We start from the raw sequence: 25,676 nt of genomic DNA, 5'->3' as shown, positions 1-25,676 counted from the left end.
AACTGTACTTGAATATAGCGAAGCGGGGGTTCAGCTGCGGAGACCAATCGAGTTTCTCGCTGGCCGTCAGCGACGACCCTCGGGACCGTCCCCACGGATGCGTCGCCCCCACCGTTCGAGGACGTACCATCCCCCAGCGAGGAGCACGATACCACTCCCGAGCAAGTACCCCGCGTCGTGGAGGTCAGTGCTCATACCCGCGTATCGGGTTGACAGCGGTGGTTGAGTCACGTGGAAGTACCGCCCGTCGTGCGCGACGAGAACGGTGGTCAGGCGCTCGTGTGTGGTGAGTTCCCCCGTTCGAACGAGTTCACGTAGTCGAGGGGTGACGGCGGAAACCGCGAGTTCGTCGTAGAACGTGTGTAATGTGACTCGCTCGGCGGTAACTCGTACTGTCCCGTCTTCCTCGTATTCGTGGAGGCGGTAGACCTCACTCACGTCTGAGATGGTGCCGCTAGTCCCGACGACGGCATACCGGTGGTCGACGAGCGACCCGGGGAGCGCTGCTTTCGTCCGAGACCCGTTTGCCGCCTCGCGGAGCGCCGCCCGTTCCGGTCGGTCACCGGGACCGTCGCTGGCGATGAACGCCGCCGACGGCCCCGACGGGTCGACCGTGGTGTCGTCTACGACCACCGCTGCGGCGCCCTCGGCGGAGGCAGACAGCTCTCTCACCTCGTAGGTGTACGTCCTGTCGGGGGTCGTCGCGTCGAGCGCAACGGACCCGCCGATGAGCGCGACTCCAACAGCGACTGCGAGGAGGAGCATCTTGCGGGAGGGCACTACTGGGACCGAACGTGTTGGCGGATAAGTATCTTCTGCGGGAGGGCGTCAGAGACGCCCGCCGCTGCCGAACTGCAGATGCAGACGAACGATATCGCCGGGTGAGGAGTCCAACGACACCGCCGGCGACGACGTCGCTCTCTCCGAGACGCTGGAGACCGGGACGACCGGACCGACGGAAATTGGGTCCGGTACTTCATCCGCAACGACTACGAGGACGTCTTCGAGAGCTAATCGGCTGTCACGCCCCGGTAGCCGCTACTGGGGCACCTCACCAGCGATGGTGAACGTGTTCGCGCGCGTACGCGTCGTACGCTTCTTCGACGCGCTGGAACTGCTCCGCCGACAGCGGCGGGAGCGACGCCGCGGCGACGTTGTCGCGGATGTGCGCCGGCGTCTTCGACCCGGGGATGATGGTGCTCACGGCGTCGAACGAGAGAATCCAACGGAGCGTGAACTGCGCGAGCGAGACGCCCTCGGGAACGACCTCCTGTATCGAGTCCGCGGCGGCGAGGCCGTCTTCGAACGGGATTCCGGCGAACGTCTCGCCCACGTCGAACGCCTCGCCGTTTCGGTTGTAGTTCCGGTGGTCGTCCTCGCCGAACTCGGCGTCTTCGGAGAGCGCGCCCGTGAGTAGGCCCGACGCGAGCGGGACGCGGACGATGACGCCGACGTTCCGGCGCTTCGCCTCCCGGAAGAACAGCTCGGCGGGTCGCTGTCGGAGCGGATTGAAGATTATCTGTACCGTCTCCACACCGTCGTACTCGATGGCCTTGAGGGCGTCTTCGACCTTCTCGACGCTCACGCCGTAGTGGTCTATCTTCCCGGCGTCGCGGAGGTCCGAGAGCGCGTCGAACACCTCCGGCTGGTAGTACACGTCTCGCGGCGGGCAGTGGAGTTGGACGAGGTCCAGCGAGTCCACGCGGAGGTTGTCCCGGCTTCGGTCCACGAACCGTTCGAGGTTCTCGCGGTTGTAGCCGTCCGCCTCGTGGGGGTCGAGTCGTCGCCCCGCCTTGGTGGCGACGGTGACGTCGTCATCGCGGTCGGCGAGTACGTCGCCGATTCGACGTTCGCTGTCGCCGTCGCCGTACACGTCGGCGGTGTCGAGGAAGTTGATGCCCGCGTCCAGCGCGGCTTCGATGGCGTCGTACGCCTCTTCGTCGGTCACCGGGCCCCAGCTACCGCCGAGTTGCCACGTACCCAGTGCGACCTCAGAGACGTCGAATCCAGTCGTACCGAGCGGTCGAGAATCCATGGCGTCCGATTTCGGACAGACGGCAGTAAATGACGGGGTCGCGGCGAGATATACGCCGATTGTTCGTGAAGGTTCGGACGAGGGCAGAATCTGACCGCTCTCTCCGATATGAACTCACTCGCAACACGTTGCGTTGCTCGCTGCTCAAATCGGGTCGAGAAGTCCGTCACATTCAACACCGCTCGCTGCGCTCGCGGGTGTTGAAGTTCAGTCCGCTCTCCCCGATTTGAACGGGGGACAAGCCGATCTACAGTCGGCTGCTCTGCCAGGCTGAGCTAAGAGCGGTCACCGATTGCTATCCGGTCGATGCGTTTAACCATTATCATTCTCGCCGCCGCGTGTGCTGTGTGTCAGACACGTGCGAACATTGATATGCTGCCGAGATAATCCCGGAGTAATGAGTAAAATCACGTTCCGCGCCGACGACGCCCTCGTCGAGCGCTTGGACCGCCTCGACACCTCGAAAAGCGAGGTGATGCGCGAGGCGCTCCGCCAGTACCTCGACGACTTGGAACGTGACGACGCCGCGGACGACGACACGTCCGACACCGACGGCCTCGACGGCGCGCTCTCGGCGCGGGTCGAGGAACTCGTCGACGAGCGGCTCGACGAACGACTCCCGACGCTCGTCGAGGAAGTGGCGGCGGCCCGCGAGTCCGAGCGTCCGACACCCTCGGACCTGAACGTCAACATCAACGTCGATGGTTCGAACGGCGAATCACGCGTAAACGCGGGTGCAGACCGGGAAGAAACCCCGAATACGGTTCGTAAGACACGGGGCGAACTGGACGCTCCGGAGGCGGACTCTCCCGAGATGAACTGTGGCCAATGTGGCGAATCCGTGGGGCAGGACCACGTGTACTGCCCGAACTGCGGCGAGAAAACCTCTCATCGCGTGTTCTGCGAGTGCGGCGACGAACTCCGTTCCGACTGGGCGTTCTGCCCCGACTGCGGTCGCCGGACGCCCGCAGCCGACGTTCTGGAATGAGCATAACCGGCGATTAAAGCGCCCTATACGGGATATTCAGCGCCGTCTTACAATCGCCGTTACATTTATATTCTATCCCTCTGTGGTGATTATCGCGTAAGACGGTTGTCTTACAGCCACCCGACGGCGGCCCGTATCCCGGCGTCGTCCGTCGGTTTTCGGGTGTAAGACACTCGCACACGAGTGCGGCGCGCCGTCTTACCGGGGGAATGTAAACATGGAGCGTGTGACACTACGAATTCCGAAGCAGCAAATCGAGGAGGTCGAGCGGATGGTCGAGACGGGAGAGTTCCCGAACCGATCCGAAGCCATCCGTTCCGCCGTTCGCGATATGCTCAACGAACAGACTACTGACAAGCGACAGCGCGAATCTACCAGCAAGCGCGGCTGGGCAAAGGTGTAATTATGCAGGATATCGTTCGCGAGGCGATGGAACGGGACGAGGCCGAGCGCAAGACGCAGTCGTCGCTCGAAGACAGCGACGACCAGTTCGGTGACCCGCGAATCGTCATCGTCGGCGCTGGTGGTGCCGGCAACAACACCATCAACCGCCTGTACAACATCGGTGTCGAGGGGGCTGACACGGTCGCCATCAACACCGACAAGCAGCACCTGAAGATGATCGAAGCGGACACGAAAATCCTCGTCGGGAAGTCCCTGACGCAGGGTCTCGGCGCCGGTGGTGACCCGTCGATGGGTGAGCGCGCGACCGAGATGGCACAGGGCACGATCAAAGACGTGCTCGGCGACGCCGACCTCGTGTTCGTCACCGCAGGGATGGGCGGTGGCACCGGAACCGGTGCGGCCCCCGTCGTCGCGAAAATCGCAAAGGAGCAGGGTGCAATCGTCGTGGGCATGGTCTCGACCCCGTTCAACGTCGAGCGCGCCCGCACGGTCAAGGCCGAGGAGGGACTCGAAAACCTCCGCAACGAGGCCGACTCCATCATCGTGCTGGACAACAACCGCCTCCTCGATTACGTCCCGAACCTGCCCATCGGCAAGGCGTTCTCGGTCATGGACCAGATTATCGCCGAGACTGTCAAGGGCATCTCGGAGACGATTACCCAACCGTCGCTCATCAACCTCGACTACGCCGACATGTCGACCATCATGAATCAGGGCGGCGTCGCGGTGATGCTCGTCGGCGAGACCCAGGACAAGAACAAGACCCAAGAAGTGGTCAACGACGCGATGAACCACCCGCTTCTCGACGTGGACTACCGCGGTGCGTCCGGCGGTCTCGTCCACATCACGGGCGGCCCCGACCTCACGCTGAAGGAGGCCGAGGGAATCGCGAGCAACATCACCGAACGGCTGGAAGCCGCCGCGAACGTCATCTGGGGCGCTCGCATTCAGGACGAGTACAAGGGGAAAGTCCGCGTCATGGCCATCATGACGGGCGTCCAGTCCGCGCAGGTCCTCGGCCCGACGACGCAGAAGCAGGCCGATAAGTCGCGTCAGAGCATCCAGTCGCGCGAGTCGCAGCAACAACAGCACTCGGGTTCAAGCTCGGAGTTCGATAGCTCGGAACGAGCCCAGACGGCGCAGAGCGGCACGTGGTCCGACGGCGGCCGCGACGAAGTCGAGAAGAACAACGGTCTCGACGTCATCCGGTAACGCCCTGTCTGGCCCGTGCGGATGCCGCCGCGCCCGTCGGGTACACTCGTGGGTTCTTTTTCGCTGACGCGGTTCTCCGACCGTGAGCGTCGACGACGGCTCGGTCGGTGTGACCTCACCCGTCGCTGTCTGACTGTCCGACTCGTAAGACACGACGAAAAACCGGCGTTCCGGACCGCTCAGACCGCTTCTATGGACTCGATGAGCCGGCACTTCCGACAGACGTCGCCGGCGGTCTTCGACCCGCAGCGCTCGCAGTCGTTGAGGTCGACGCGGCCCTCGCCGCGGTACTCGCGGGCGGTCAGTTCGGCCAACTCCTCGTAGCCGGCCATGATGGAGTGACGGGTACCGGGGTGGTTCTCTTCGAGTTTCAACAGCAACTGCTGAATCTCGCCGCGGTAGGCCTCCGAGGAGTGGGGGCACTCGGTGATGTGCGCCGGGAGGTCCTTCAGGTGGGCGTAGAGCGCGACTTCCTTTTCGGGCACGTCGCGCAACGGCTTGGCCCGCGGGATGAACTCGCCGGCGTCGCGGCGCTTTTCGAAGTCGCCGATGCTGGCGTCGAAGTGCTTTGCGACCTGCTTGAGGTCGCCCTCGAAGAAGTTCATGAGCGCCGTCTGCGCCTCGTCGTCGAGGTTGTGTCCCGTGAGCAGTTTGTCCGCCCCGAGCTCGTCGGCGAAGCGTTCGAGCAGGTCGCGACGGAACACCCCGCAGTAGGCGCAGGCGGCCATGTTCTCGGGGTCCTTTTCGACCACGTCGTCCATCTGGACGCCGAACTCGTCTTCGTAGGTGACCAGTTCGTGGTGGATGTCGAGGTCTTCCGCGAGTTCGACGCAGGCGTCGACGGACTTGTCGCGGTAGCCCTCGATGCCCTCGTGGATGGTGAGGGCGACGAGTTCGATGCGGGGGTCGCGCCCGAACGTGTCGTCGAGGATGTGTGTGAGGACGACGCTGTCCTTGCCGCCGGAGAGTCCGATAACCCACGTCTGAGGGTTCTCCGGGCTGGCGTCGCGGGGCAGCATGTTGTCCTCGCGAATGCGGCGGCGCACGCGTTTCTCGACCGAGGCGCAAAAGTGGTCTTCGCAGAGGTGGGCCCCGGAGTAGGCCGCGTGCATCACCGCGTCGCGGCCGCACTTGTCGCACTCCATTGCCGGTCGCTTGCCCGGCGGGAGGGATACGGGTTTCGCCTCGGGGCGGGCGTCGCTCGCTCGACCGACGTCTCCGTCGGACGCGGTCGCAACCGGTTTGACCCTCCGAACCCCACGGACAGTCGATGGACAGAGACGCCGCCCTCGACCGAGTCGACGCCGTCGTCGACGCCGTCGAGTCCGAGACGCTCCCCGTCCCGGTCCGCGAGGTGTGGGTCTACGGCGACGTGGCGCTCGGCCTCGACCCCCTCGACCGACTCGACGTGTACGTGACGAAAGACATCCTCCTCCGCGGCGACCCCGACGCGGCCGAGGCGTTCGAGCGGTCCCACGGCGTGAAGGGCGTCGGCAAGAGCGTCCGCGCCGAGTGGGCGCGCGAGCACCCCGACCTGTTGCGAGCCAACTCGAACGGCTACGCGGCCCCCGAGAAATGTCTCGCCGCTCACCTGCTCCCCGACGACGACGAACCGGTCCACCTCGAAGTGTGCAACGCCTCGTTCGAGGACAACGTCACCCAGCGGCTGAAGGGCGCAGTCGCCCGCGAGGCCTACGAGCAGATTCTCGACCCCCGCGGCGTCTGCCTCTACGCCGACGGTCAGCGCTCGCCCGACGCGATGTCGAAGCTCCGAAACAGCGAGTTCGCCTTCCCGACGCTCTCGGGCGCGCTGGAGATGCTCGGACTGGAAGGCGACGAGGCCGAGACGGCCGTCGAGGCGATGCGAGCCTACCGGGCCGAGCAGACCGGCACGTCGGTCCGCGGCGACGTGGTCTGAGGGCGGAGCCGAGCCGGGCCGACCGGCTACCAGTTGCGGGTGTCGTCGCGGCCGCGGTCGCCGGTGCGCTCGGAGCCCTAGCCAGAGCCGTCATCCCGGTCGCCCTCGTTCGGGCGGCGGTCGGTCCCTCGACCGTGTTTTTCGTTGTACCGCATCCCCTCGTCGCGGGCGCGGCGCTCCGCCTCCTCGCGGCTCATCGTCGGTAAGTCGCTCGTCTCGCCTTGAATCGCGGCGTAGAGGGCGACTGCGGCGGCGATGCTGAGGAGGACGAAGAGGAAGAACACGAGACCACCGGCGGGCATGTGCGTACTCGCGGGCGCGGAACAGGAAATCGTTTTGGAGGTGGTTTTTTCACTGGCGTAGTTCAACTACTCAACATGAGCCCTCCACCAAGTGCCGACCGCGACGGCTGCCCGAAGTGTGGCCACTCCGAGACCGAAATCGACTCCATCGCGACCTCCGGCACCGGTCTCTCGAAGATGTTCGATATCCAGAACCGCCAGTTCACCGTCGTCTCGTGTGCGAACTGCGGCTACTCCGAGCTCTACCGCGGTCAGTCGAGCGGGAACTTCGTCGACCTGTTCCTCGGCTGACTACCGGTCGAACCCGGCTACGACCCCGCGCCGCCGTCCTCTGACATCCATTTTTCGCCCCACTCGGAGATGTCGTCGAACGCCGGAAGCAGCTCTTCGCCCTTCTGGGTGAGCGAGTAGTACACCGCGATTGGACTGCCATCTTCGACCTCCCGCTCGACGTACCCTAGCTCTTGGAGGTCGTCCAACACGCGCGAGAGCGTCTGGGAGTTCGCGCCGCTCGCGCGCTTGAGTTCGTTGAACCGGAGGTCGCCCTCGCGCAGCACGTGGATGACCGTCATCCGCCACCGCGACCCGATTTCTTCGAGCGTCTTGATGACCGGACACTGTTCGTACTTCGTTTCGAGGTTCTGGTGCGGTGACATCGGCGTGACCTACTCACACCGAGGTTCGCTTAGCTATATTAAACTCACTCTCTTTGACCAAGTATGACGATGTGACCGCATCGTCGCGACGAGCCGGACGACGAACACGACTCACGACACTATATCACGCCATCATGAACGTACTTCTCCTCGGTGCGAGCGGACGAATCGGCACCCGAATCGCCAACGAACTCCTGAACCGCGGCCACGCGGTGACCGGCGTCTCCCGAAGCGGCGCGGTCGACGGCGTCGACGACCCCGACTTCTCGGCGGTCGCCGGCGACGCGACCGACGCCGACCAAATCGCGCGACTCGCCGCGGGCCACGACGCGGTCGTCTCCGCGCTCGGCCCGAGCGACGACGAGTCGCCCGAGGTCCTCGTCGAGATGCTCGACGCCGTGGTCGACGGGATGCGCCGCGCCTCGGTCGACCGCCTCGTCTGGACCGGCGGCGCGGGCATCCTGAACGTCGGCCCCGACACGCGGCTCATCGACTCGCCGGAGTTCCCCGACGAGTGGAAGCCAGTCGCCAGCGCCGCCATCGAAGCGTACGGCCTACTGGAAGACGCCGACGACCTGCGGTGGACCTACGTCGCGCCCGCGGCGTTCATCGAACCCGGCGAGCGAACCGGCGAGTTCCGGACCGCGCTCGGCGAACTCGTCGCCGACGAAGACGGCGAGAGCCGCATCTCCATGGAGGACTTCGCAATCGCGTTCGCGGACGAACTGGAGAGTGGCGACGCGGTCCACGAACAGCTCGCGGTCGGCTACTGAACAGATAACCGCTTTTTCGGCCGTCGAGCCGGGTCGCGTTGAATCGGTCGCGACTCCGACCCGACTACACCCGGCCCGTCGTCACGTCGAACGGGACGACCTCGGCCCGGCGGTACTCCTCGTCTCGAATCTGCTGGACGACTTCGCGCCCCATCTCCCGCCACTTCCGGCGGACGGACTCGTACGAGTCGCCGTCGAGCCCGCGGCGGAGGTCGGCCTCGTGGCGGTCCAGCCCCTCGCCGGTCGCTTTCTTGGCCGCGCTCCGAACATCGTGTTCGTCGTACGGCGGTTCGGTCAGTTTCCGGTGGTGGTACCGGCGAGTCCCGACGACCGAGAGGCCGGCGTCGTCGAACAGCCCGCGGACGCGGTTGCCGAGCGCCACGTCGGTCGCCACGCCGTCGCGGAAGGCGTCTCTGACGCGGCGGTCCAGTGCCGCCTCGGCCTCGACGGTCGAATCGACGCCGACGGCGGCGTTGTCGGGTTCGACCGTCGCCACGAGGTCCGACGAGACGCGGGCGAACTCCGCGAGCGCGGCCGTCGGGTCGGGGAGGTTCACGAGGAGCGCCTGACAGACGACCAAATCGAAGCTGTCGGCGGCGAAGGGAAGCCGAGTCGCGTCGCCGGCGACCGCCTCGATATCGCTGTCGCGGTCGCTGGCGACAGAAAGCAAGTCAGTGTCGGCATCGACGCCGACGACGCGGGCCTCCGAGGCCTCCGCGAGGACGCGCGTGAACTCGCCGGTCCCGCAGCCCACGTCGAGGATGCGGGCCCGGCCGCCGAGGTCGAGGTCGGCGAGGGCCGCGTGGGAGTCGTCCCACATGCCCGCTCGCGTCCGCCGGAGGTACGATTCCGAGAAACGTCGCACACGCGGTGTCGGGCGCGGCGACCCAAAAAACAGTCGAAACAGTCGATACGGGGGCTCAGCGGCCCGCCGCCTGAACGCTCACTCCGCGTCTGCGCGGAGTTCGCGGACGCGGTCGATGTTCCACGCGAAGCCCTTGCCGTCCTCGGTGGGCGTCTCCAAGACGAGCGGCACGTCGTTGTCGACGATGGCGTCGTGGTTGATGAACGCGCGCATGCCCTCCTCGCCGATGAGTCCCTCGCCGATGAGGGCGTGTTCGTCCTTGTTCGTCCCGCACTCGTGTTTCGAGTCGTTGAGGTGGACGCACTTGAGGTGCTCCAGACCGACCTCGGCGTCGAGTTCCTCGAACGTCTCGTCGACGCCCGCCGCCGTCGAGAGGTCGTAGCCCGCGGCGAACGCGTGGGCCGTGTCGAGACAGACGTCGAGGTCCTGTTCGGACTCCTCGAGGACGTAGCCGAGGTGGGCGAAGTCGTCGCCCATCTTCGTGCCCGACCCCGCGTCGGACTCGATGAGGACGGTGACGCCGTCGGGGATGTCGAGGTCGTCGAGGACGGAGACGGCGTTGTCGAGGCCCTGCTGTTCACCCGCGCCGGTGTGGGCTCCGAGGTGGACGTTCACGTACTCGATGCCGAGTTTGTCGGCCATATCGACCTCCGTCTGCATCGAGTCCAGCGACTTCTGTCGGAGGCCGTCTTTGGGCGTACAGAGGTTGACGAGGTACGACGAGTGGATGACCCACGGCCCCGACAGTTCGTCGGCGGTCTCCTCGCGGAACAGTTCGGCCTCCTCGTCGGAGATGTCGGGGTCGCGCCACACCTGCGGCGAGGTGGTGAAAATCTGCCCGCAGTTGCCGCCGAAGGCGACCTGCCGGAAGACGGCGTTGGCGACGTTACCGTGCGGTGGGGTCTCGTCGTCGGAAGAGACCTTCGAACTGGACATCGAGACGTGTGCGCCGACGTGCATGCAGAGTCCGACGGCGTACCCGAACAAAGGGACTTCGGAGTCGGCGGAGTCGGGCGAAGACAGAACGGCTATCGTTCACGCGGCGAATCACGTCACATGACTGGACTTTCCGTCGGGACGACGGCCCCCGACGTGGCGCAGACGCTCGTCGCGCCTGACGGGGACGTGAGCGAGCGCAGCCTCTCGGACCTCGTCGCCGACAAGCCCGTCCTCCTCTGTTTCTACACCGCCGACTTCAGCCCCGACTGCACCGAGGAGTGGTGCGCCCTCCGCGACTTCGACTGGTTCACGAGCGGGAACGCGGTCCGCGTCGTCGGGTCGAGCAAGTCGGGCGTCGGGATGCACCGCCGCTTTATCGACCGGTACGGCCTGCTGTTCCCGCTGTACGCCGACACCGACCTCGAACTCGCCGCGGCGTTCGACGTCGTCTACCGGACCTTCGGCGTCTCGAAGCGCTCCCGACGCTCGTGTTTCCTCATCGACGAGAACCTGACCGTCCGCTACCGCTGGCTGGGCGATCACTGGCTCGACCCCACCCGCGACGTGCCGCCCCTGACGGAGGTCTACGAGGGCGTCACCGAAGCTCTCGACCTCGACGAACCGGAGACGTTCGGCTTCTGAGTCGAGGTCGGCCGCACGACTCGGCGCACGGTTCTCGACCACCCTGTGTTCGGCCGCTCTGTTCTCAGTCGCCCAGTTCTCGACCGCTCACCGCGACCCCGGACGACGGCGTACCCAGTCGTCAGCGCGGTACTTCTCGTCGACCTTCGCGCGCGCCCGGTCGAGTTCGTCGTCGGTCCACGAACCCTCGTCGGCGTCGGCGAATCCCGAGAGCGATTCGGTGAGCGCCGCGACGAACTCCTCGCGGGAGGCATCGCCGAGTTCGTCGATTCCGACGACGCGCTCGCAGAACGCCTCGGGCGTCACGTCGTGGCCCTTGAACACGTCGAGGTGGGTCTCGGCGTCCACCGAGTAGGTGAGAGAGCCGTGCTGGACGACGGCATCGCGGCGGCGGTACTGGGCGTTGCCCGCGACTTTCCGGCCTGCGGCGACCATGTCGTGGGCGGGGTGGAGCGCCCGCAGGTAGCAGGCAGGATGCCAGATGACGGGCATGTCGTCGTCGACGAAGTCCACGTCCACGCCGACCGCGCGAATCGCGTCGAGAATCGGCTCGCACAGGAGGTGATAGCAGTCCATGAGGTCGCCCGGCAACTCCGATTTCGGCGCGGCGATGGAGTAGGCCACGTCGCCGTGGCGGTCGTGGTAGATGCCGCCGCCGCCGGTCTGCCGGCGGGTCACGTCGATTCCCTCGCGTTCGCAGTAGTCCCAATCGACGGTCTCGGGGTCCTGTCCGTAGCCGAGCGAGAGGCAACTCGGCTCCCACGAGTAGACGCGGACAGTCCGTGGGCCGCCCGCGGCGGCCGTCTCGCCCGCGACCTCGTCGAGCGCCATCTGCATCGGCCCCGGTCGGACCTCCTCGCGAATCACACGCCACTCGCGGTCGGCAATCGACCCCTGCGAGTCGTTCATACGTCGGCTTCGTCCATGCGGGAGAAAGCGATTTCGACGCTCGGTCGCGAGCCATCCGGTCTCGCCGCGACGGCCACAAGCCGGCGACCGACCGCCGACGCGGCCGACACGAGCGATTCGATTAAACCGTGCCGCGGCGAGGTGTGACCATGAAGTTCAACCGCGTCGCTCTCGCCGCGACTGACCCCATCTCGCTGTGTGAGTTCTACGTCGAGACGCTCGGGTTCGCGCCGGTCACCGGGTCACAACGCTCTGCGACCGCCGGAGAGACGACCCTGTGGTTCGAACTCGGCGACACCGACCCCGGCCACCTCGCCTTCACCGTCTCCGCCGCGGTCGACTCCGTGGTCGCGTGGTTAGACGAGCGCGCAGGCGTTGACGTGCTCGACACCGACGAGGGGCCGAGCGTCCGGTTCGACTTCCTCGGCTGCGACTCCGTCTACTTCGAGGACCCCGAGGGCAACGTCATCGAGTACGTCTGCTACGACGGCGACGCCACGGGCGAGTTCGACCCGGCGACCGACCTCCGCGGCGCGACCGAGGTCGGGATGGCGGTCCCGAACGTCGAGGAGTTCGTGGCGTCGATGACCGAGGCCCTCGGCATCGAGCCGCTGGAGTCGTTCGAGGGCGGTGACCTCGTGTTCGTCGGCGGCCGAGACGCCCGCTTCGTCGTCTCGCCGGTCGGCCGCGCGTGGTATCCGACCGACAGCGAGGCGACGGTTGGCCCGGTCTCTGCGCAGTGCGACGCCGACGGCGTCTTCGACCCCGAGGGACTTCCGTACCGTGTCAACGTCGAGTGACAACTCGTTTCAGAGAAGCGTTATTACACTCACGAGAGTCAACGAACCGTGAACGTCTCTCGTCTCGTCGGCGCGGGGTCGCTCAGCCTCACCGGGCTGGCCCTGTTCGCCATCGTCTCAACCAGCGTCGCCTCGGTCGCATCCGACCTCGCGGGGCTCGTCGTCGCGGCCTTCGGCCTCATCATCTCGGTGCTCTTCGTCGCCGTCGGCCCCGTCGTCTATCGAAGCGACCTCAAGACCGTCCATATCGCCCGCGTCGCCGGCTGGAACCTCCTCGGCGTCGTCGTCACCGTGTTCGTCCTCGCGCTCATCGGGAGCTACCAGCAGGCCGCGGGCGGGACGGTCAGCGAACCGCTTTTCAGCGCCGCCGTGGTCGTCGGCGTGAGCGCCGTCGCGCACGTCCTCATCGGCCTCAACGACGTGCGCCGGATTCGGACCCGCGAGCTATCGGAGCAGTACAAGCGGTCGGCAGTCATCAACCGACTCGTCCGCCACAATCTCCGGCACACCGCGCAGTTGCTCCTCGGCTGGGGCGACCAACTCGCGACCGACGGCGGCGACGACGAGATCGTCCACATCGGCGAGCGCCTGAAAGCGACCGGTGACGACCTCGGAACGATGAGCGACCAGGTCAAGACCGTCACCCAACTCGTCGACAGCGAACCCGAGGGCGAGACGGTCGACCTCCGCGCGCTCCTCGAATCGCTCGTCGACGACCGCTCGGCGGCCAACCCTGAGGCGACCATCACCATCAGCGGCGACGGCCCCGCGGCGGTCGTCGGCGGGAAGAAGCTGAAAATCGCCTTCCGCGAGGTCGTCGAGAACGCGCTCGAACACGCCGGCCCGGCTCCGACGGTCGAAGTCGCGTACGAGCGCGTCGGAAGCGAGGTCGTCGTGCGAATCGCGGACGACGGGCCGGGCATCCCCGACCACCAGCGCGAACTCATCGAGCAGAACGTCGAAGAGAGCGACCTCGCCCACGGCAACGGGCTGGGGCTCTGGCTCTCGAAGTGGATTGTGGAGGCCTACGGCGGCGAACTCCGCCTCCCGCCGACCGAAGAGGGCGAGGGCGCGGTCGTCGAGTTCCACCTCGACGCGGCCTGAGTCCACAGCCTCGGGGGCGGGAGATAGTGACGTTTCGCGCGGTTTCGTCGATTGAATCGGCAGTGGGCCTGTAACAGTCAGGAGAGCGTTTCTGCAGCCGGGGGGCAGTCAGAGTGGTTATCCGAACTGAGCGAAATCATCTCGTGATGCGCGAGGTCGTTTTCACCATCGAGTACGAGCGAGGGGCCGACTCATTGATGGATGCCTTCATCGAGTACCCCGATTTGTACGCACGATCAATGCAGGTACAAGCGACGAGCGAGGCAGTATGGGGCGTCGAGAAAATCGTCGGCACACCGTCCGCCCTCGGCGAGTACGACAAGCGCCTCGAACCGGCTGCCCGGGATTCGAGTTTGGTCGGCATGTGCGGCGCACCGGTCACCGAGTACAGGTGCCAGATTCTCTCGTCGAACCCGGAATCACGGAAAATCTACTCGCTCCGGCGGGAAGGCGACGGCCCACGGTCACTCCCGATCGCCGCCGCGAACCACCTCGGTGAAGGAGTGATAATGCGGTCGGAACGCCACGGCGACCAGTTCCACTGGCACCTCCTCGTCGACGGCTCGCTCGGAGCCTTACACGACGACATTCGAGCGAATCTCCGCGACGGACTTTCGCTGACGGTCGAACGACTCGGCGAACCTCCCTGCCTGCTCGAAGATGGACGGACACAACACGACCTTACGACAGCACAAAAGACAGCACTGGAAGCCGCGCTCACTCACGGCTACTACGAAGAACCCCGAGAGGCCTCGGTTAGCGAGATCGCCGAGGAGATCGGCGTGCCGAGTTCCACGCTCCAGTACCGACTCAACCGGGCCGAGGCGTGGCTTGCCGAACAGTTCGCCGCCGACTCGATGACCGTCGATATCGACACGTCCCTCGACCTCGGAGACGTTGAATTCATCGAGTAGTTGCCACCACGCTCGAATCGAGGGAGTTGGAATATTTCAGAATAAATCGTAACCAGCCAACTCCCCAAGCAAGGAGTGCATGACAAGCGACTCTGAGATTAGCGTACGACTCGTGCGAAACGCGACGGTACTTGCGACGGTCGGTGACACCACGTTCCTCGTTGACCCCATGTTCACGCCGCAGGGCGAGATGCCGACGGTGACGGACAGTCCGGGGGTACCTGAGTTCCTCACGACGGCGAACCAAAAGCGAAATCCGTTGGTGCCGCTCCCGGACGTCGAGCTTGACTACGACGCCGTGGTCGTTACGCACCGCCACCCCGACCACTGGGACGAGGCAGCCAGAGAGGAACTCGATGCGGACGTGCCGCTGTTCTGCCAGCCAGAGGACGCAGCCGCGTTCAGTGACGAAGGCTTCACCGACGTGCGATCCGTCGAGGATGAGACATCGTTCGGCGGGGTGACGATTCACCGGACACCGGGCCAGCACGGCCACGACGAACTTGCCGAGGGGATGGGTCCTGTCTCCGGATTCGTCTTCGCGGGCGAGAAAGCGCTGTACATCGCCGGGGACACCATCTGGTACGACCCAGTAAAAGGAACGCTCGACCGGTTCGAACCTGAGCTGGTCGTCGTCAACGGTGGGGAAGCACAGTTCGACCAGGGCGAACCAATCACGATGGGCGTCGAGGACGTCGCGGCTGTCCGAGGGGCCACGGGTGCGACCGTGGCAGTTGTCCATATGGAAGCCATCAATCACTGTCTGCTCTCTCGTGAGGAACTGCGAACGGAGACCGAGAACGTCCTCGTCCCCGAAGACGGTGAGCAGATATCCCTCTAGCGTTTCCACGGGACTACTAACCGTACCGGATAGGTAGGACACCGATACGTAGCAACTTCTCCGTTCAGTTCCGACGCGAGACCCCAACACTCACACCACCCTCCGAAACTGCGTGAGCCGTCTTCCAGATTTTGTATCGTCACATGTGATTTATCGCGGGCGACATTCGCCGACTCGCGGGCCTTTTACGCCTCGCCGACGGACGGACGTGCATGGTACGGAACGTCGCCGGCGTCATGGCCGAACTCGAGCCCGAGGACTTCTACCTCCTCTCGGGCGTCGAGCAGGGCATGCGCTTCAGCGAGTGGGTCAACCGGGAGAAGCTCCCGAAGAACTCGGGGCTGACCGCCGAAGAGGTCGACTACCGCATCGACCGCTGTATGACCCGCGAGCTCATCGAGCGCAAGACCATCCAGTACGAGGGGTACAAGCTCACGGTCGAGGGGTACGACGCGCTCGCCCTCCGGACGTTCGCCCAGCGAGACACCATTCAGGGGTTCGGCGCGCCCCTTGGCGTCGGCAAAGAAAGCGACGTGTTCGAGGTGCAGTCGTTCAAGCCGCTCGCGCTCAAGTTCCACCGCGAGGGGTACACCAACTTCCGCGAGGTGCGCCGCGAGCGCGACTACACCTCCGAGAACCACCACGTCTCGTGGCTCTACACCGCCCGCAAGGCGGCCGAACGCGAGTACGAGGCGCTCGAAACCCTCTTTCCGCAGGTGTCGGTCCCGCGCCCCGTCGACCATAACCGCCACGCGATTATCATGGCGAAACTCGACGGCGTCGAACTCGCCAAGGCGAAACTCGAATCCGAGCAGGTGACGGGTGTCCTCGACCTGATTCTCTCCGAGATGGCCGAGGCCTACGAGGCCGGCTACGTCCACGCCGACATGTCCGAGTACAACGTCGCGGTCGGCGAGCGCGGCATCACGGTCTTCGACTGGCCGCAGGCCGTCCCGACCGACCACGACAACGCCCGCGAACTCCTCGCGCGCGACGCGAAGAACATCGTCGGCTACTTCCGCCGCAAGTACCCCGCCGAGATGCCCGATGAAGTTGATATCGACGCGCTGGCGGCCGCCATCGCCGAAAACGAGTTCGAGAGCGTCACTACCTACGCCTGACGGCCGTTCGCTCGGCCACGCCGGTTTTCAGCGACCCCGCGTTTCACCCGTGACGAGCGTCAGCTACCGGTCTCGTTCGCTGGGAGACCGCTCGATGGGAGAAATAAATCACATACTGCGATATGAAATCCCGAATCCGGCGTCTCAGTCCCGGAAGTCGTCCGGGACCGACCCGATGAGCAAGGAGTCTTCGACGAGCGCATCTGTTCCCCGCCTGATTCGCTCGGAGAGCGACTGGTGAGAGACACCCATCTTGTCGGCCAGTTCGGAGAGCGAGATTCGCCGGGGCACTTCGAAGTAGCCCTCTCGGGCCGCCGTCACGAGCGCCTCGAACTGGCTTTCGGTGAGACCGTACCGTCCGGCCGGTTCGGCGTCCATCTCTCGAATCGAATCGACTTCGAATCTCAGCCCGTGTTCGGCCGCGAAGTCGTGTGTCCGCGCGAAGTCGTCGCGAGCCGGGTAGAGTACGCGGAACTGCCACTCGTCGCCCCAGCCGTACGCGTCGAGAATCGTCGCGTGAGAGTTCGTGATCATCTGCAGGAGCAGGTGAACGTGGTCGACCCACGCCATCCGGTAGAGGAACTCGTCGTCGAACTCCGAGAGACAGGTGACTTCGTCGACCGACGGGTCTTCTCGAAGGGCGTCGTCGATGTCCGAGCGGTCGGCGTGACGAATCCACACCAGAGGCATCACGGTTTGGTCACCGCTCTCGATGATACGCTCGCACTCGATTTCGACGTCCGGGAGCGCGGAGAGCGTGTGACCTAACGCGAATTCTTCGGACGGAATCGCGCCCCGTACGATAGTTGCCATAGCGGTGGGTAGGCGAGCGTGGTACATTTGTCTGCGGGCGGCCATCGCCCGCGGAGGTCCCGAGGCACACGCAAGCCCGCCGGTTACATTGCTTCGGATACTCGTTCAGAACGTGATTGGACGCCAACTGCTCGGCTCGAAGTGGACGAGAACGCTGAGCGCGGTACCCTCGGTCGTCGCGGGAGCCAGCGCGCTGGCGAAGGGGCGAACCAAACAGGGAGCTCTGTTGGTGGCTGGCGGTGTGTTCTCGCTCCGGTGGAGTAGCGCCGGATTCGCGGTGCAACTCGCCGCCGAAGCGGTGAACCGTCGCTAAGTCGGAGTCGGCGTCGGCGAAGCACGCCCCCGAGGTGGGCCGAACCTTGCCAATGCAGGGACCGGTCTCATTGTGTGCGGGAGGAAATCACGACCGCGATGAGAGACACAGTTCACGCCGATGAGACCGGAGCCGGAGACGCCCACGCTCCGAAGCCGCCGAAACCCGTCGCACACGTACGGGAGGTGAAACGCGGGGGCGCGTGGCCCACCGCCGGACGATGACGCTCTCGGGGCTCGGAGTCGCCGTGCTCACGCCGCTGCAGGGTGGCGGCGGGTTCCTCCACTACGCGGTCGTGTTCCTCGTCTTGGCACTGGTCGCCGGGTTCGCCGGCTTCCGTGGAATCGCGGGGCTCTCGATGAAAGTCGCGCGTATCCTCGTCGTCATCTTCCTCGTGCTGGCCGTCGTCACGTTCCTCCTGTAGGACAACTGAACGCTTTTTCGGACGGCGCGCCCCCGTTAGCGTCGCTCGTCACCCGTCGCCTCGTCGCCGGGATACCAGTCAGCGTCGGCATCGACCCGGTTCGCCAGCACCGCGTTGACGACGACGCCGACGAGCAGGGCCAGCGAGCCGACGTACAGCCACGTCAGGATGAGCAAGACCCCGCCCGCGGCACCGTAGAGTTCGATGCTCTGAGAGACGCCGAAGTAGAGGCGAAGCGCCTGGAGCGACGCCGTCCACCCGAGCGCCGCGAGCGCCGCCCCCGGAACCGGTTCCAGCGGAGAGACGTCGACGCCCGGAAACAGCGCGTACATCGGAACGAACAGCACGGTGAGCAACGCCCACAGGACGACCGGCGCGACGACCGACCACAGCAGTTGTGTCACGCGGAAGGAGACGACGAGACCGGCGGCGGCGATGACGCCGACGCCGACCGCGACCGTCGCCATGACGAGGACGCTGTTGAGGAATCGCCTGAGCGCCGATACCGCTTTCCGCGTGCCGTACACCTCGCTGAAGACGCTGTCCATCCCGCGAAACAGCCGGAGCGAGCTCCAGAGAAAGATACCGAGGGCGAGCACCGCAGCGCGTAATCGCCCGGCAGAGTTCCCACTCACCGCCCTGAGCGTCGATTCGAACTGCGAGAGGTCGACGCCGACGAGCAGTTCGAACGTGGGGAGCAGGGCTTCGACCCGACCGGACGTCGTGACGAGGACGAAAAGCAGGAGCGTCAGCGGGACGAGCGAGTTGAACGCGTAGTACGCGAGACTCGCGGCCGTCACCGTGACGTTCTTCTCGCGGATGACGGCGAGCGTCCGCGCGGCGAGGCGGCGGGCTCCGTCGCGGTCCATGGGCGTCCAACGAGAGACCCACGTAATAGTTCGGTGGCGGGCCTGCGAACGTCCCACATGGCCGCCGATGTGGGCGGTCTCGGAAGAACAGGAACGGACTCGGGGAGGCTACTCGACCGCCGTGAACTCGACGGCGTCGGCCTCGAAGTCTTCGACGAACGCGCCCTGTCCGCCGATGCTGTAGGTCCCCTCGTCCGTCTCGACGACGAAGGCGTTCTCGACCGGGAAGGAGTTGTTCGCGGGTTCGAGGAGGCCCTGTCGGATATCGACCACGCGGCCGTGGAGTTCGGTCGGGCCGTCGGTGTGGACCATCCGCCCGCTGACGCTCACGTCGAGGTCGATGCCCGCGCGGTCGCAGAGCGCCGCTTGGAGGACGGCGTGACGGAAGTTGTGGTACATCGCCGGGAGCGGGTCGGGTTCGGTCGTGTACGCCTCGGCGGCCATCGGCCAGTAGTTCCCGAAGAAGGAGCCGACGATGACCGGACCGAGGTGTGGCTGTGCGAAGACGATGGCCTGCGACTCGGAGTTCGACCGGGCGACCATCTCGCCGGGGGAGATGAGCCCCGTTCGCGAGTCGACGGTGAGCATCGTGGGCATGAGTTCGTGCCAGACGCGCACCAGCGAGGCCACGCCGTCGAGCGCGAGGTCGTCGTGCGGTTCGACCCCGCTGACGACGAGCGAGACGAGCACGCCGCGCTCGCGGGCGGCCCGAAGTTCGTCTTCGACCTCGTCGAGCACGTCGTAGGGGAGCGACAGCGTGATTTCGGACTCGGCGCGGCCGACGAGTTCGCCGATGCGCTTGAGCACCGTCACGCGGGACTTGATGACCTCGAAGCGCTCTTGGTCGCGGGCGGTGGCCGTGTAACGCTCCTCCAGCGCGGGGCGCATGGACTCGACGCTCTCGGAGAGCGACTCGATGACCTCCATCGGCGGCAGCGGCCGAATCGTGGTCGGCACGACGTGGTCGTTGACCTCCACGAACCCACGCGATTCCAGTTCCTTGCTCACGCTGTAGACGTAGCGCTTGGAGACGCCCGCCGCGTCGGCGATCTGGCTCGCCTTCGCCTCCCCGAGTTCGAGCAGCGTCAGGTACGTGTCGACGACCTTCTCTGAGAGCCCGAACTGCTCGAGGAGGTCGGCGAGTTCCCGGTCGTCCATGCTCGGACTGTCATCGACCATGATACTTAATGGCTCGAATCGCCGGCGGCGCGGAGCACGACTGCGTCGGCGACGGTGACGCGAGCGCCCCCGTCGCCCCCGGCCGCGCCGCCAGCGTCGACTCGCTCGCCCGTCAGGAGGTCGGTCCCCTCGACTTCCGCGCCGAGTTCGACGGTCGTCGGCGCTCCGGCGAAGTTCAGGACGACGACGAGTCGGTCGGTACCGTCGTCGCGGGCGAACGCGACCACGCGGTCGGACTCGACGCCGCCGTTTCCGGCGGGAGCAACGCTGGCGGGGACGGGTTCGACGTCGCCGACGCGGAGCACTTCGTGGGCGTCGCGGAGACGGGAGAGCCGCCGGTGGAACTCCACGAGGTCGGTGTCGGCGTCGTACCAGCGCATCGTCCCGCGCTGGGCTTCGACGCCGGTCTCCTGCCCGTAGTACATCATCGGCGCGCCGGGGAGTGTGAACGTCGCGGCCGCGGCCGCCCGGAGCGCGTCCTCACCGACTTCGCTCCGGTAGCGCTCCTCGTCGTGATTCTCGATGTACCGGAGTTGCACGGCGTCGTCGGGGAAGCCGTGCCAGCGGGCGTCGGCGACGGCGTCGAGGACGGCCGTCGCCGGCTTCTCGCCCGCGCCGACGTCGCGGAGCGCCCCGTACAACGTCGTGTCGTAGTGGGCGTCGAACTCGGTCTCGTGGTACGCGGGGTCCCGCGGGATGGTCTCGTCGAGGAGCAGGAAGTCGGGGTCGTCGGCTTTCACCCGGTCGCGGACCTCCTTCCAGAAGCCGTGGGGGACGCCCCACGCGACGTCGCAGCGGAAGCCGTCGACGACGGCGGCCCACTCGGAAACCACGTCGAGCATCCACGACCGGACCGCGGGCGAGTCGTAGTCGAGGTTCGGGATGCGCGTCCAGTTGAAGTAGTGTTCCGCCGCGCCGGGGCCGCCCCAGTCGACCTCGGAGGGGTCCTCGCGCTCGGGGACGCGGGCGTAGTGGTCCTCGTAGCCGGGGACGTCGGTCGAGTGGAACTGGAACGCCGGGTGGTCCCGCGACGTGTGGTTGATGACGAGGTCGAAGACGACGCGGATGCCGGCGTCGTGACAGCGGTCGACGAGCGCCTCGAAGTCGCCGCGCGTGCCGAGGTCCGAGGCGGTCTCGAAGTAGTCGGTGACGTGGTAGCCGTGGGTCGTGTGGCTCTCCAGTATCGGCGTGAGCCACAGGCAGTCGACGCCGAGCGATTCGAGGTAGGGAACTCGCCGGGCGAGCTCGTCGAACGTCGGGTCGGGCGTCTCGCCGACGAACGACCGGACGAACACCTCGTAGACGGTCGCGTGGTGCGCCCATTCGGGCGCGTCGCCGGGGCGCGAGACGGCGAGGCCAGCGAGGCCGGAACCGGTTTCGTCGCCCGCACCCCCGGGGTTCACGACCAGCGTGTCGAGAACCGAGTGCCGGACGGACGACTCTCCCGACTCGGTCGTCGTCTGAACCGCGACGGCGTGGACGCGGACCGGCTCCGACGAGTCGAACTCGCGGAGCGTTTCGACCGGGACGCGCAGGCTGTCGCCATCGACCTCGCAGTCGCCCGGTTCGAGCGGGTCGCGGCCGTCGAACAAGAACTCGACGGCGAGCGTCGCCGACCCGGCATCGGGCGCGGGTTCCGCGTCCGCGACGACGACCAGTTCGTCGCTGCCCGCCTGTTCGGCCCGCGTGTCGAGTCGAACCCGCGGGCGGCCCGGTCCGGGGACTTCGACGTCGCCGCGGACCTGCTCCGCGAGGTCATCGTGCGGGGCGAATCCGAACGGGTGTGTGCCCGGCGGGAGCGCCACGTCGAGGGCGTAGTCGTCGCCGACACGGCGCGGGCGGTCGCGGCCGACGAGGCGGTCGTTGAACGGGCCGATGACGGACACCTCGTCGGGTGACGCGGGTTCGAGGTCGGCCGCGGGGACCGCCATCGTCGCCGGGCGGCGGTCGTCGGGGAAGGCGCGAACGGTCTGTTCGTGGCGGCCGTCGGGCGCGTCGAGTTCGAGACGGTACGTGCCGGGAACGTCGGGGGCGAGGTGGACGACCGGCCCGGAGCCGACCGCGACGGCGCTCTCTTCGGGCGCGTCGAGAACGCGCCAGCGGTACGTTTCGCCGCCGTTCGGGGCTCTCGGGGCAAGTTCGACGGGGCGGCCGATCGTCGTGACTCGCGGCGGACCGGGGTGATGCATACCACCTCTCCGGGGAGGGGGGCCCTTACCGTTTCGAAACGGCATGAAAGTTTGAAGGAACATTACACCAAGATTATTATCTGCGGGGGTCCCACGACTCAGCAATGCAACTACGCGACGCGCTGGCCGACTACAAGCGGCACGCAGACCACCCGACTCGGTTCCCGGGCGAGCGACGGACGACGAGCGGCCTGTTTTCGGGTCTCGAAAGCCGATTAGTCCACGTCGAGACCGACGGCTCGCTCCGCGACTTCGGCTACCCGCTGTCCGGGCTCTGGGGCGTCGAGCGCTCCCGGTTCGGCGTCCGCCCCGTCGGCGACGAGACCGGCGTCCACTGGTTCGACGAGGGCGCGAGCCAGTCGTACGCGGGCGACGGCGCGCTCGTCGTCACCGAACACGAGACGCCCCACGGCGGCGTGACGCAGTACGACCTGGGGGTCGGCGACGGCCACGTCAGCCGGTTCGAGACCGACGCCGACGTGGAGCTCGTCGCCTTCGTCCACTTCCAGCCGGACGGTCGCGACACGCTCGTCGGGCAACTGACCCACGGCGACGCCGTCGAGGCCTACCACGCCGAGGAACACGACTTCCTCGCGTCGTCGCCGGGGTTCGAACACGTCGAGGGGCGCGTGCCCGAGGGCTTCGACGAACTGCTCTCGGAGGGCGAGGTCGAACTGCCGCGACCCCGCACCGACGACTGCTACGAGGAGGGCCAACTGAGCGGCGCGGTCGTCGGGACGGTCCCGTTCGAGGCGGGCGCGGCCGCCGTCGGCCACCTGCTCACCGACGACACCGAGACGGACCGCGAGAACGCGCTGGACCGCGTCCGCGACCTCGTCGCCCGCGACCTCGACGACCTCCGCGAGCGCACCGCAGGACAGGTCGAAGGCGCGGTCCCCGACCACCCCGAATCGGCGGCGATGCACGACGACATTCGCGTGCTCTCGCTGCTTTCGGGCGCGCTCGGTCTCCGTATCGCCGGCCCCGACTTCGACCCCTACTACGCCTACTCGGGCGGCTACGGCTACACGTGGTTCCGCGACGACGCCGAAATCTCGACGTTCCTCTTCGAGTCCGACGAGCGGCTCGACCTCGGCCTCGGCGCGTGGCACGAGCGGAGCGCCCGCGCCTACTGCCGCACCCAGCGCGAGGACGGCTCGTGGCCCCACCGCGTCTGGCCCTTCGACGGCTCGCTCGCGCCCGGCTGGGCGAACGCGCGCCTCGAATCCGGCGACGACGCGGACTATCAGGCCGACCAGACCGGGAGCGTCATCGCCTTCCTCGCGGCCTACCACGACCGCTGTGCCGACGACGACCTCCGCGCCGACATCGAAGAGACGCTCGCGAGCGCCCTCGACAGCCTCGACGACACCCTCGGCGACGACGGCCTCCCGGTCGACTGCCAGAACGCGTGGGAGAACATGACCGGCCGGTTCAGCCACACCGCGGCGACGTTTCTCGAAGCCTACGCCGAACTCGCGCTGTCTGACCTCGACTCGGCGCTGACCGACCGCGCCGCAGCGCGCGCCCGGGAGGTGTACGAGGGCATCGACCACCTCTGGAGCGAGGGCCGCGGCTGTTACGCCCTCCGCGTCGCCGACGGCGAACTCGACGACCGCTACGACTCCGCCGCGCTCGCGCTCGCGTCGGCCCACCGGACCTACGACCGACTCGAAACTGTCGACGACGACCGGCTGGACCGGCTCGTCCGCCACGTCGAGTCCGTCTTCGACGGGCTCTGGCACGACCCCGACGACAGCGACGTGAAGGGACTCGTCCGCTTCGAGGGCGACGACTGGCGGATGCGCGAGCAGTCCTCCGAGAAGATTTGGACCGTCTCGACCGCGTGGGGCGCGAACGCCGGCGTCGAACTCGCCGCCCTGCTGGCCGAACACGGCGACGACCGGGCTGAGGAGTTCGCCGACGAGGGCCGGGCGCTTCTCGCCCTCGTCCTCCCCGACGGCCCGCTGTGCACCGACGAGGGCTACCTCGCGGAGCAGTTCTTCGACGACGGCACGCCCGACAGCGCGACGCCGCTCGGCTGGCCGCACGCGCTCCGGCTGGCGACGCTGGCGACGCTCCACGCCGACGACGCCTTCGACGGGGAGTAAGTCGGCGGCGACGCGGCTGTCGAACAGCGAGGGACCGCCGCGAGAAAACAGCGAACTACTTCTTCACGCCTGCTGCGTCGGGGCCGCGCGCCGCTTAGACTCGCGGTAGAGGAGCGACTCGCCGGTCCGCGGGTGGAAGACGTGGAGGTCCGACTCGTCGAAGGTGACGCCGACCGTCTCGCCCGTCTCGGGTTCGATGTCCGAGTCGACGCGGGCGATGAAGTCGGGGCCGATGTCGAGGTGGAGGTAGTTGTCCGAGCCGATGGGCTCGACGACGCCGACGGTCGAGTCGACGACGTTCTCGCCGGACGAGGCCGTCACCACGTCCTCCGGGCGGACGCCGACGCGGAGGTCGGTCGCGTCGGTGGCCTCGCGGAGCGTCGCCGAGAACGACTCGGACAGGCGGTAGGAGAAGGGACCGTCGCCGACGAGGACGAGGCGGTCGCCCTCGCGTTCGACCGACACGTCGAGAAAGTTCATCGAGGGCGAACCGACGAAGCCGCCGACGAACTCGTTGGCGGGGTTCTCGTACACGTCCTTCGGGCGGCCGACCTGCTGGAGCTTTCCGTCGTTGAGGATGACGATTTTGTCGCCCATCGTCATCGCCTCCTCCTGGTCGTGCGTGACGTACAGCGAGGTGATGCCGAGCTCGTTCTGGAGGCGCTGAATCTCGGTCCGCATCGTGGTTCGGAGCTTCGCGTCGAGGTTCGAAAGCGGCTCGTCGAAGAGGAACACGTCGGGTTCGCGGACGATGGCGCGGCCGAGCGCGACCCGCTGTTTCTGCCCGCCGGACAGCTCGTCGGGCTTGTCGTCGAGGAGGTTCTCGATGCCCATCATCGCCGCCGTCTCGCGGACGCGCTCGCGGCGCTCGTCCTTCGAGAGGTCGGTGCTCATCCGCAGGCCGAACGCCATGTTCTGCATGACGGTCTTGTGCGGGTACAGCGCGTAGTTCTGGAACACCATCGCCACGTCGCGCTTGCGGGCGTGCTGGTCCGTGACGTCCTCGCCGCCGATTCGAATCGTGCCGCCGGAGGGCGATTCCAGCCCCGCGACCATGCGGAGCGTCGTCGACTTCCCGCAGCCTGACGGGCCGACGACGGTGATGAACTCGCCGTCCTCGACGTCGAGCGAGAGGTCCTCGACGGCGACGACGCGACCCCGGTCGTACTCCTTGCGAAGCGCTTCGAGCGTGAGACGTGCCATTACTCTCTGTCTAGCCCCATCGTCCATAATCGTTTTCCTATTTTCTGAATTTGTGATGCAATAGTTCGTATTATATTTTATCACTTGTTTTTGGCATTCAGAGGGCCTCTCTACCCGATATGGTGAATCTCACCCGACCACTGGAGTGGCA

28 protein-coding genes and 1 tRNA gene are annotated in these 25,676 nt (G+C 66.5%); 15 read left to right on the top strand and 14 right to left on the bottom strand.

What is annotated here, in order from left to right:
• Positions 1-66: 66 nt before the first annotated feature.
• The 3 genes from C5B91_RS01400 to C5B91_RS01385 all read right to left on the bottom strand — a co-directional run bounded on the left by C5B91_RS01400 (position 67) and on the right by C5B91_RS01385 (position 2,320).
• Positions 67-780 carry a hypothetical protein gene (locus C5B91_RS01400; RefSeq protein WP_233514181.1) on the bottom strand — a complete coding sequence of 238 codons (714 nt, stop codon included), beginning with the start codon at positions 778-780 and terminating at the stop codon, positions 67-69.
• A gap of 271 nt (positions 781-1,051) precedes the next feature.
• Positions 1,052-2,035 (bottom strand): aldo/keto reductase, encoded by a 984-nt coding sequence (locus C5B91_RS01390; protein ID WP_115818992.1) that lies wholly within the window; start codon positions 2,033-2,035, stop codon positions 1,052-1,054.
• Positions 2,036-2,246: 211 nt separating this feature from the next.
• A tRNA-Tyr gene (locus C5B91_RS01385) sits at positions 2,247-2,320 on the bottom strand.
• Positions 2,321-2,432: 112 nt separating this feature from the next.
• On the opposite strand from C5B91_RS01385, the gene C5B91_RS01380 reads away from it, so the two are divergent.
• The 3 genes from C5B91_RS01380 (at position 2,433) to ftsZ (ending at position 4,640) form a co-directional block, all read left to right on the top strand.
• A complete protein-coding gene (locus tag C5B91_RS01380; protein WP_008091873.1) occupies positions 2,433-3,023 on the top strand; it encodes a zinc ribbon domain-containing protein in 591 nt (196 codons plus the stop codon).
• 217 nt (positions 3,024-3,240) lie between these two features.
• Entirely contained in the window at positions 3,241-3,426 is a 186-nt protein-coding gene (locus tag C5B91_RS01375; RefSeq protein ID WP_004973176.1) for a ribbon-helix-helix domain-containing protein, read from the top strand.
• Positions 3,427-3,428: 2 nt separating this feature from the next.
• Positions 3,429-4,640 (top strand): cell division protein FtsZ, encoded by a 1,212-nt coding sequence (gene ftsZ, locus C5B91_RS01370; RefSeq protein ID WP_008091869.1) that lies wholly within the window; start codon positions 3,429-3,431, stop codon positions 4,638-4,640.
• A 179-nt stretch (positions 4,641-4,819) separates the two neighbouring features.
• On the opposite strand, the gene C5B91_RS01365 is transcribed toward ftsZ, so the two are convergent.
• Positions 4,820-5,785 (bottom strand): TIGR00269 family protein, encoded by a 966-nt coding sequence (locus C5B91_RS01365; protein WP_004973180.1) that lies wholly within the window; start codon positions 5,783-5,785, stop codon positions 4,820-4,822.
• 125 nt (positions 5,786-5,910) lie between these two features.
• Here C5B91_RS01365 and C5B91_RS01360 point away from each other — a divergent pair, with 125 nt between their 5' ends.
• Entirely contained in the window at positions 5,911-6,558 is a 648-nt protein-coding gene (locus C5B91_RS01360; RefSeq protein WP_008091867.1) for a hypothetical protein, read from the top strand.
• 77 nt (positions 6,559-6,635) lie between these two features.
• Here C5B91_RS01360 and C5B91_RS01355 read toward each other — a convergent pair whose 3' ends face one another.
• The gene (locus C5B91_RS01355; protein ID WP_115818991.1) at positions 6,636-6,860 is read right to left on the bottom strand and encodes a hypothetical protein; all 225 of its coding nucleotides are present in this window, start codon (positions 6,858-6,860) and stop codon (positions 6,636-6,638) included.
• A gap of 75 nt (positions 6,861-6,935) precedes the next feature.
• On the opposite strand from C5B91_RS01355, the gene C5B91_RS01350 reads away from it, so the two are divergent.
• Entirely contained in the window at positions 6,936-7,151 is a 216-nt protein-coding gene (locus C5B91_RS01350; RefSeq protein ID WP_004973188.1) for a zinc ribbon domain-containing protein, read from the top strand.
• 17 nt (positions 7,152-7,168) lie between these two features.
• Here the strand turns inward: C5B91_RS01350 and C5B91_RS01345 are convergent, their stop codons facing one another.
• Positions 7,169-7,516, bottom strand: a complete 348-nt coding sequence (locus C5B91_RS01345; RefSeq protein WP_008091862.1) for a helix-turn-helix domain-containing protein — start codon at positions 7,514-7,516, stop codon at positions 7,169-7,171.
• Positions 7,517-7,650: 134 nt separating this feature from the next.
• Between C5B91_RS01345 and C5B91_RS01340 the strand changes: the two genes are divergently transcribed.
• Positions 7,651-8,289: an NAD(P)-dependent oxidoreductase gene (locus C5B91_RS01340; protein WP_115818990.1), complete on the top strand. Its 639-nt coding sequence runs from the start codon at positions 7,651-7,653 to the stop codon at positions 8,287-8,289.
• A gap of 64 nt (positions 8,290-8,353) precedes the next feature.
• On the opposite strand, the gene C5B91_RS01335 is transcribed toward C5B91_RS01340, so the two are convergent.
• Complete coding sequence (locus C5B91_RS01335) at positions 8,354-9,154, bottom strand: class I SAM-dependent methyltransferase (RefSeq protein WP_394337591.1); 801 nt, start codon at positions 9,152-9,154, stop codon at positions 8,354-8,356.
• A 78-nt stretch (positions 9,155-9,232) separates the two neighbouring features.
• Positions 9,233-10,114, bottom strand: coding sequence for a deoxyribonuclease IV (locus C5B91_RS01330; protein WP_049968077.1), 882 nt, complete (start codon positions 10,112-10,114; stop codon positions 9,233-9,235).
• 96 nt (positions 10,115-10,210) lie between these two features.
• On the opposite strand from C5B91_RS01330, the gene C5B91_RS01325 reads away from it, so the two are divergent.
• Positions 10,211-10,735, top strand: coding sequence for a redoxin domain-containing protein (locus C5B91_RS01325; RefSeq protein ID WP_008091858.1), 525 nt, complete (start codon positions 10,211-10,213; stop codon positions 10,733-10,735).
• 87 nt (positions 10,736-10,822) lie between these two features.
• On the opposite strand, the gene C5B91_RS01320 is transcribed toward C5B91_RS01325, so the two are convergent.
• Complete coding sequence (locus C5B91_RS01320) at positions 10,823-11,644, bottom strand: biotin/lipoate A/B protein ligase family protein (RefSeq protein ID WP_049968076.1); 822 nt, start codon at positions 11,642-11,644, stop codon at positions 10,823-10,825.
• Positions 11,645-11,793: 149 nt separating this feature from the next.
• Here C5B91_RS01320 and C5B91_RS01315 point away from each other — a divergent pair, with 149 nt between their 5' ends.
• The 5 genes from C5B91_RS01315 to C5B91_RS01295 all read left to right on the top strand — a co-directional run bounded on the left by C5B91_RS01315 (position 11,794) and on the right by C5B91_RS01295 (position 16,424).
• Positions 11,794-12,444, top strand: a complete 651-nt coding sequence (locus C5B91_RS01315) for a VOC family protein (protein ID WP_049913358.1) — start codon at positions 11,794-11,796, stop codon at positions 12,442-12,444.
• Positions 12,445-12,492: 48 nt separating this feature from the next.
• Entirely contained in the window at positions 12,493-13,548 is a 1,056-nt protein-coding gene (locus C5B91_RS01310) for a HAMP domain-containing sensor histidine kinase (protein ID WP_049968075.1), read from the top strand.
• 146 nt (positions 13,549-13,694) lie between these two features.
• Positions 13,695-14,462, top strand: a complete 768-nt coding sequence (locus tag C5B91_RS01305) for a helix-turn-helix domain-containing protein (RefSeq protein ID WP_008091852.1) — start codon at positions 13,695-13,697, stop codon at positions 14,460-14,462.
• Positions 14,463-14,541: 79 nt separating this feature from the next.
• On the top strand, positions 14,542-15,303 hold the full coding sequence (locus C5B91_RS01300; RefSeq protein WP_115818989.1) for an MBL fold metallo-hydrolase: 762 nt from the start codon (positions 14,542-14,544) through the stop codon (positions 15,301-15,303).
• 212 nt (positions 15,304-15,515) lie between these two features.
• Positions 15,516-16,424, top strand: a complete 909-nt coding sequence (locus C5B91_RS01295) for a serine/threonine-protein kinase RIO2 (protein WP_008091848.1) — start codon at positions 15,516-15,518, stop codon at positions 16,422-16,424.
• Between the two features lie 144 nt (positions 16,425-16,568).
• Here C5B91_RS01295 and C5B91_RS01290 read toward each other — a convergent pair whose 3' ends face one another.
• Positions 16,569-17,237, bottom strand: a complete 669-nt coding sequence (locus C5B91_RS01290) for a helix-turn-helix domain-containing protein (protein WP_115818988.1) — start codon at positions 17,235-17,237, stop codon at positions 16,569-16,571.
• Between the two features lie 112 nt (positions 17,238-17,349).
• Here C5B91_RS01290 and C5B91_RS21905 point away from each other — a divergent pair, with 112 nt between their 5' ends.
• Together C5B91_RS21905 and C5B91_RS01285 are read left to right on the top strand one after the other, a co-directional pair.
• Positions 17,350-17,550: a hypothetical protein gene (locus tag C5B91_RS21905; protein WP_147302772.1), complete on the top strand. Its 201-nt coding sequence runs from the start codon at positions 17,350-17,352 to the stop codon at positions 17,548-17,550.
• Between the two features lie 220 nt (positions 17,551-17,770).
• Complete coding sequence (locus C5B91_RS01285; protein ID WP_115819292.1) at positions 17,771-17,974, top strand: DUF1328 domain-containing protein; 204 nt, start codon at positions 17,771-17,773, stop codon at positions 17,972-17,974.
• Positions 17,975-18,009: 35 nt separating this feature from the next.
• On the opposite strand, the gene C5B91_RS01280 is transcribed toward C5B91_RS01285, so the two are convergent.
• The 3 genes from C5B91_RS01280 to C5B91_RS01270 all read right to left on the bottom strand — a co-directional run bounded on the left by C5B91_RS01280 (position 18,010) and on the right by C5B91_RS01270 (position 22,211).
• Positions 18,010-18,843, bottom strand: coding sequence for a YihY/virulence factor BrkB family protein (locus C5B91_RS01280; RefSeq protein WP_008091842.1), 834 nt, complete (start codon positions 18,841-18,843; stop codon positions 18,010-18,012).
• A 108-nt stretch (positions 18,844-18,951) separates the two neighbouring features.
• Complete coding sequence (locus C5B91_RS01275; RefSeq protein WP_199519506.1) at positions 18,952-20,022, bottom strand: TrmB family transcriptional regulator sugar-binding domain-containing protein; 1,071 nt, start codon at positions 20,020-20,022, stop codon at positions 18,952-18,954.
• Positions 20,023-20,027: 5 nt separating this feature from the next.
• A complete protein-coding gene (locus tag C5B91_RS01270; RefSeq protein ID WP_115818986.1) occupies positions 20,028-22,211 on the bottom strand; it encodes an alpha-amylase family glycosyl hydrolase in 2,184 nt (727 codons plus the stop codon).
• 104 nt (positions 22,212-22,315) lie between these two features.
• Between C5B91_RS01270 and C5B91_RS01265 the strand changes: the two genes are divergently transcribed.
• Entirely contained in the window at positions 22,316-24,322 is a 2,007-nt protein-coding gene (locus C5B91_RS01265; protein WP_115818985.1) for a glucan 1,4-alpha-glucosidase, read from the top strand.
• A 63-nt stretch (positions 24,323-24,385) separates the two neighbouring features.
• Here C5B91_RS01265 and C5B91_RS01260 read toward each other — a convergent pair whose 3' ends face one another.
• Positions 24,386-25,525: an ABC transporter ATP-binding protein gene (locus C5B91_RS01260; RefSeq protein ID WP_115818984.1), complete on the bottom strand. Its 1,140-nt coding sequence runs from the start codon at positions 25,523-25,525 to the stop codon at positions 24,386-24,388.
• Positions 25,526-25,676: the final 151 nt, after the last annotated feature.

This window comes from Haloferax sp. Atlit-10N, assembly GCF_003586325.1.
Lineage (GTDB): Archaea > Halobacteriota > Halobacteria > Halobacteriales > Haloferacaceae > Haloferax > Haloferax prahovense.
This window is presented reverse-complemented; position numbering and strand designations above follow the sequence as displayed.

Bases quoted from the DNA above. Each gene is read 5' to 3' on its own strand.
- C5B91_RS01390 (WP_115818992.1), bottom strand. From the start codon at position 2,035: ATGGATTCTCGACCGCTCGGTACGACTGGATTCGACGTCTCTGAGGTC.
- C5B91_RS01380 (WP_008091873.1), top strand. From the start codon at position 2,433: ATGAGTAAAATCACGTTCCGCGCCGACGACGCCCTCGTCGAGCGCTTG.
- C5B91_RS01375 (WP_004973176.1), top strand. From the start codon at position 3,241: ATGGAGCGTGTGACACTACGAATTCCGAAGCAGCAAATCGAGGAGGTC.
- ftsZ (WP_008091869.1), top strand. From the start codon at position 3,429: ATGCAGGATATCGTTCGCGAGGCGATGGAACGGGACGAGGCCGAGCGC.
- C5B91_RS01365 (WP_004973180.1), bottom strand. From the start codon at position 5,785: ATGGAGTGCGACAAGTGCGGCCGCGACGCGGTGATGCACGCGGCCTAC.
- C5B91_RS01360 (WP_008091867.1), top strand. From the start codon at position 5,911: ATGGACAGAGACGCCGCCCTCGACCGAGTCGACGCCGTCGTCGACGCC.
- C5B91_RS01355 (WP_115818991.1), bottom strand. From the start codon at position 6,860: ATGCCCGCCGGTGGTCTCGTGTTCTTCCTCTTCGTCCTCCTCAGCATC.
- C5B91_RS01350 (WP_004973188.1), top strand. From the start codon at position 6,936: ATGAGCCCTCCACCAAGTGCCGACCGCGACGGCTGCCCGAAGTGTGGC.
- C5B91_RS01345 (WP_008091862.1), bottom strand. From the start codon at position 7,516: ATGTCACCGCACCAGAACCTCGAAACGAAGTACGAACAGTGTCCGGTC.
- C5B91_RS01340 (WP_115818990.1), top strand. From the start codon at position 7,651: ATGAACGTACTTCTCCTCGGTGCGAGCGGACGAATCGGCACCCGAATC.
- C5B91_RS01330 (WP_049968077.1), bottom strand. From the start codon at position 10,114: ATGCACGTCGGCGCACACGTCTCGATGTCCAGTTCGAAGGTCTCTTCC.
- C5B91_RS01325 (WP_008091858.1), top strand. From the start codon at position 10,211: ATGACTGGACTTTCCGTCGGGACGACGGCCCCCGACGTGGCGCAGACG.
- C5B91_RS01320 (WP_049968076.1), bottom strand. From the start codon at position 11,644: ATGAACGACTCGCAGGGGTCGATTGCCGACCGCGAGTGGCGTGTGATT.
- C5B91_RS01315 (WP_049913358.1), top strand. From the start codon at position 11,794: ATGAAGTTCAACCGCGTCGCTCTCGCCGCGACTGACCCCATCTCGCTG.
- C5B91_RS01305 (WP_008091852.1), top strand. From the start codon at position 13,695: ATGCGCGAGGTCGTTTTCACCATCGAGTACGAGCGAGGGGCCGACTCA.
- C5B91_RS01300 (WP_115818989.1), top strand. From the start codon at position 14,542: ATGACAAGCGACTCTGAGATTAGCGTACGACTCGTGCGAAACGCGACG.
- C5B91_RS01295 (WP_008091848.1), top strand. From the start codon at position 15,516: ATGGTACGGAACGTCGCCGGCGTCATGGCCGAACTCGAGCCCGAGGAC.
- C5B91_RS01290 (WP_115818988.1), bottom strand. From the start codon at position 17,237: ATGGCAACTATCGTACGGGGCGCGATTCCGTCCGAAGAATTCGCGTTA.
- C5B91_RS01285 (WP_115819292.1), top strand. From the start codon at position 17,771: ATGACGCTCTCGGGGCTCGGAGTCGCCGTGCTCACGCCGCTGCAGGGT.
- C5B91_RS01280 (WP_008091842.1), bottom strand. From the start codon at position 18,843: ATGGACCGCGACGGAGCCCGCCGCCTCGCCGCGCGGACGCTCGCCGTC.
- C5B91_RS01275 (WP_199519506.1), bottom strand. From the start codon at position 20,022: ATGGTCGATGACAGTCCGAGCATGGACGACCGGGAACTCGCCGACCTC.
- C5B91_RS01270 (WP_115818986.1), bottom strand. From the start codon at position 22,211: ATGCATCACCCCGGTCCGCCGCGAGTCACGACGATCGGCCGCCCCGTC.
- C5B91_RS01265 (WP_115818985.1), top strand. From the start codon at position 22,316: ATGCAACTACGCGACGCGCTGGCCGACTACAAGCGGCACGCAGACCAC.
- C5B91_RS01260 (WP_115818984.1), bottom strand. From the start codon at position 25,525: ATGGCACGTCTCACGCTCGAAGCGCTTCGCAAGGAGTACGACCGGGGT.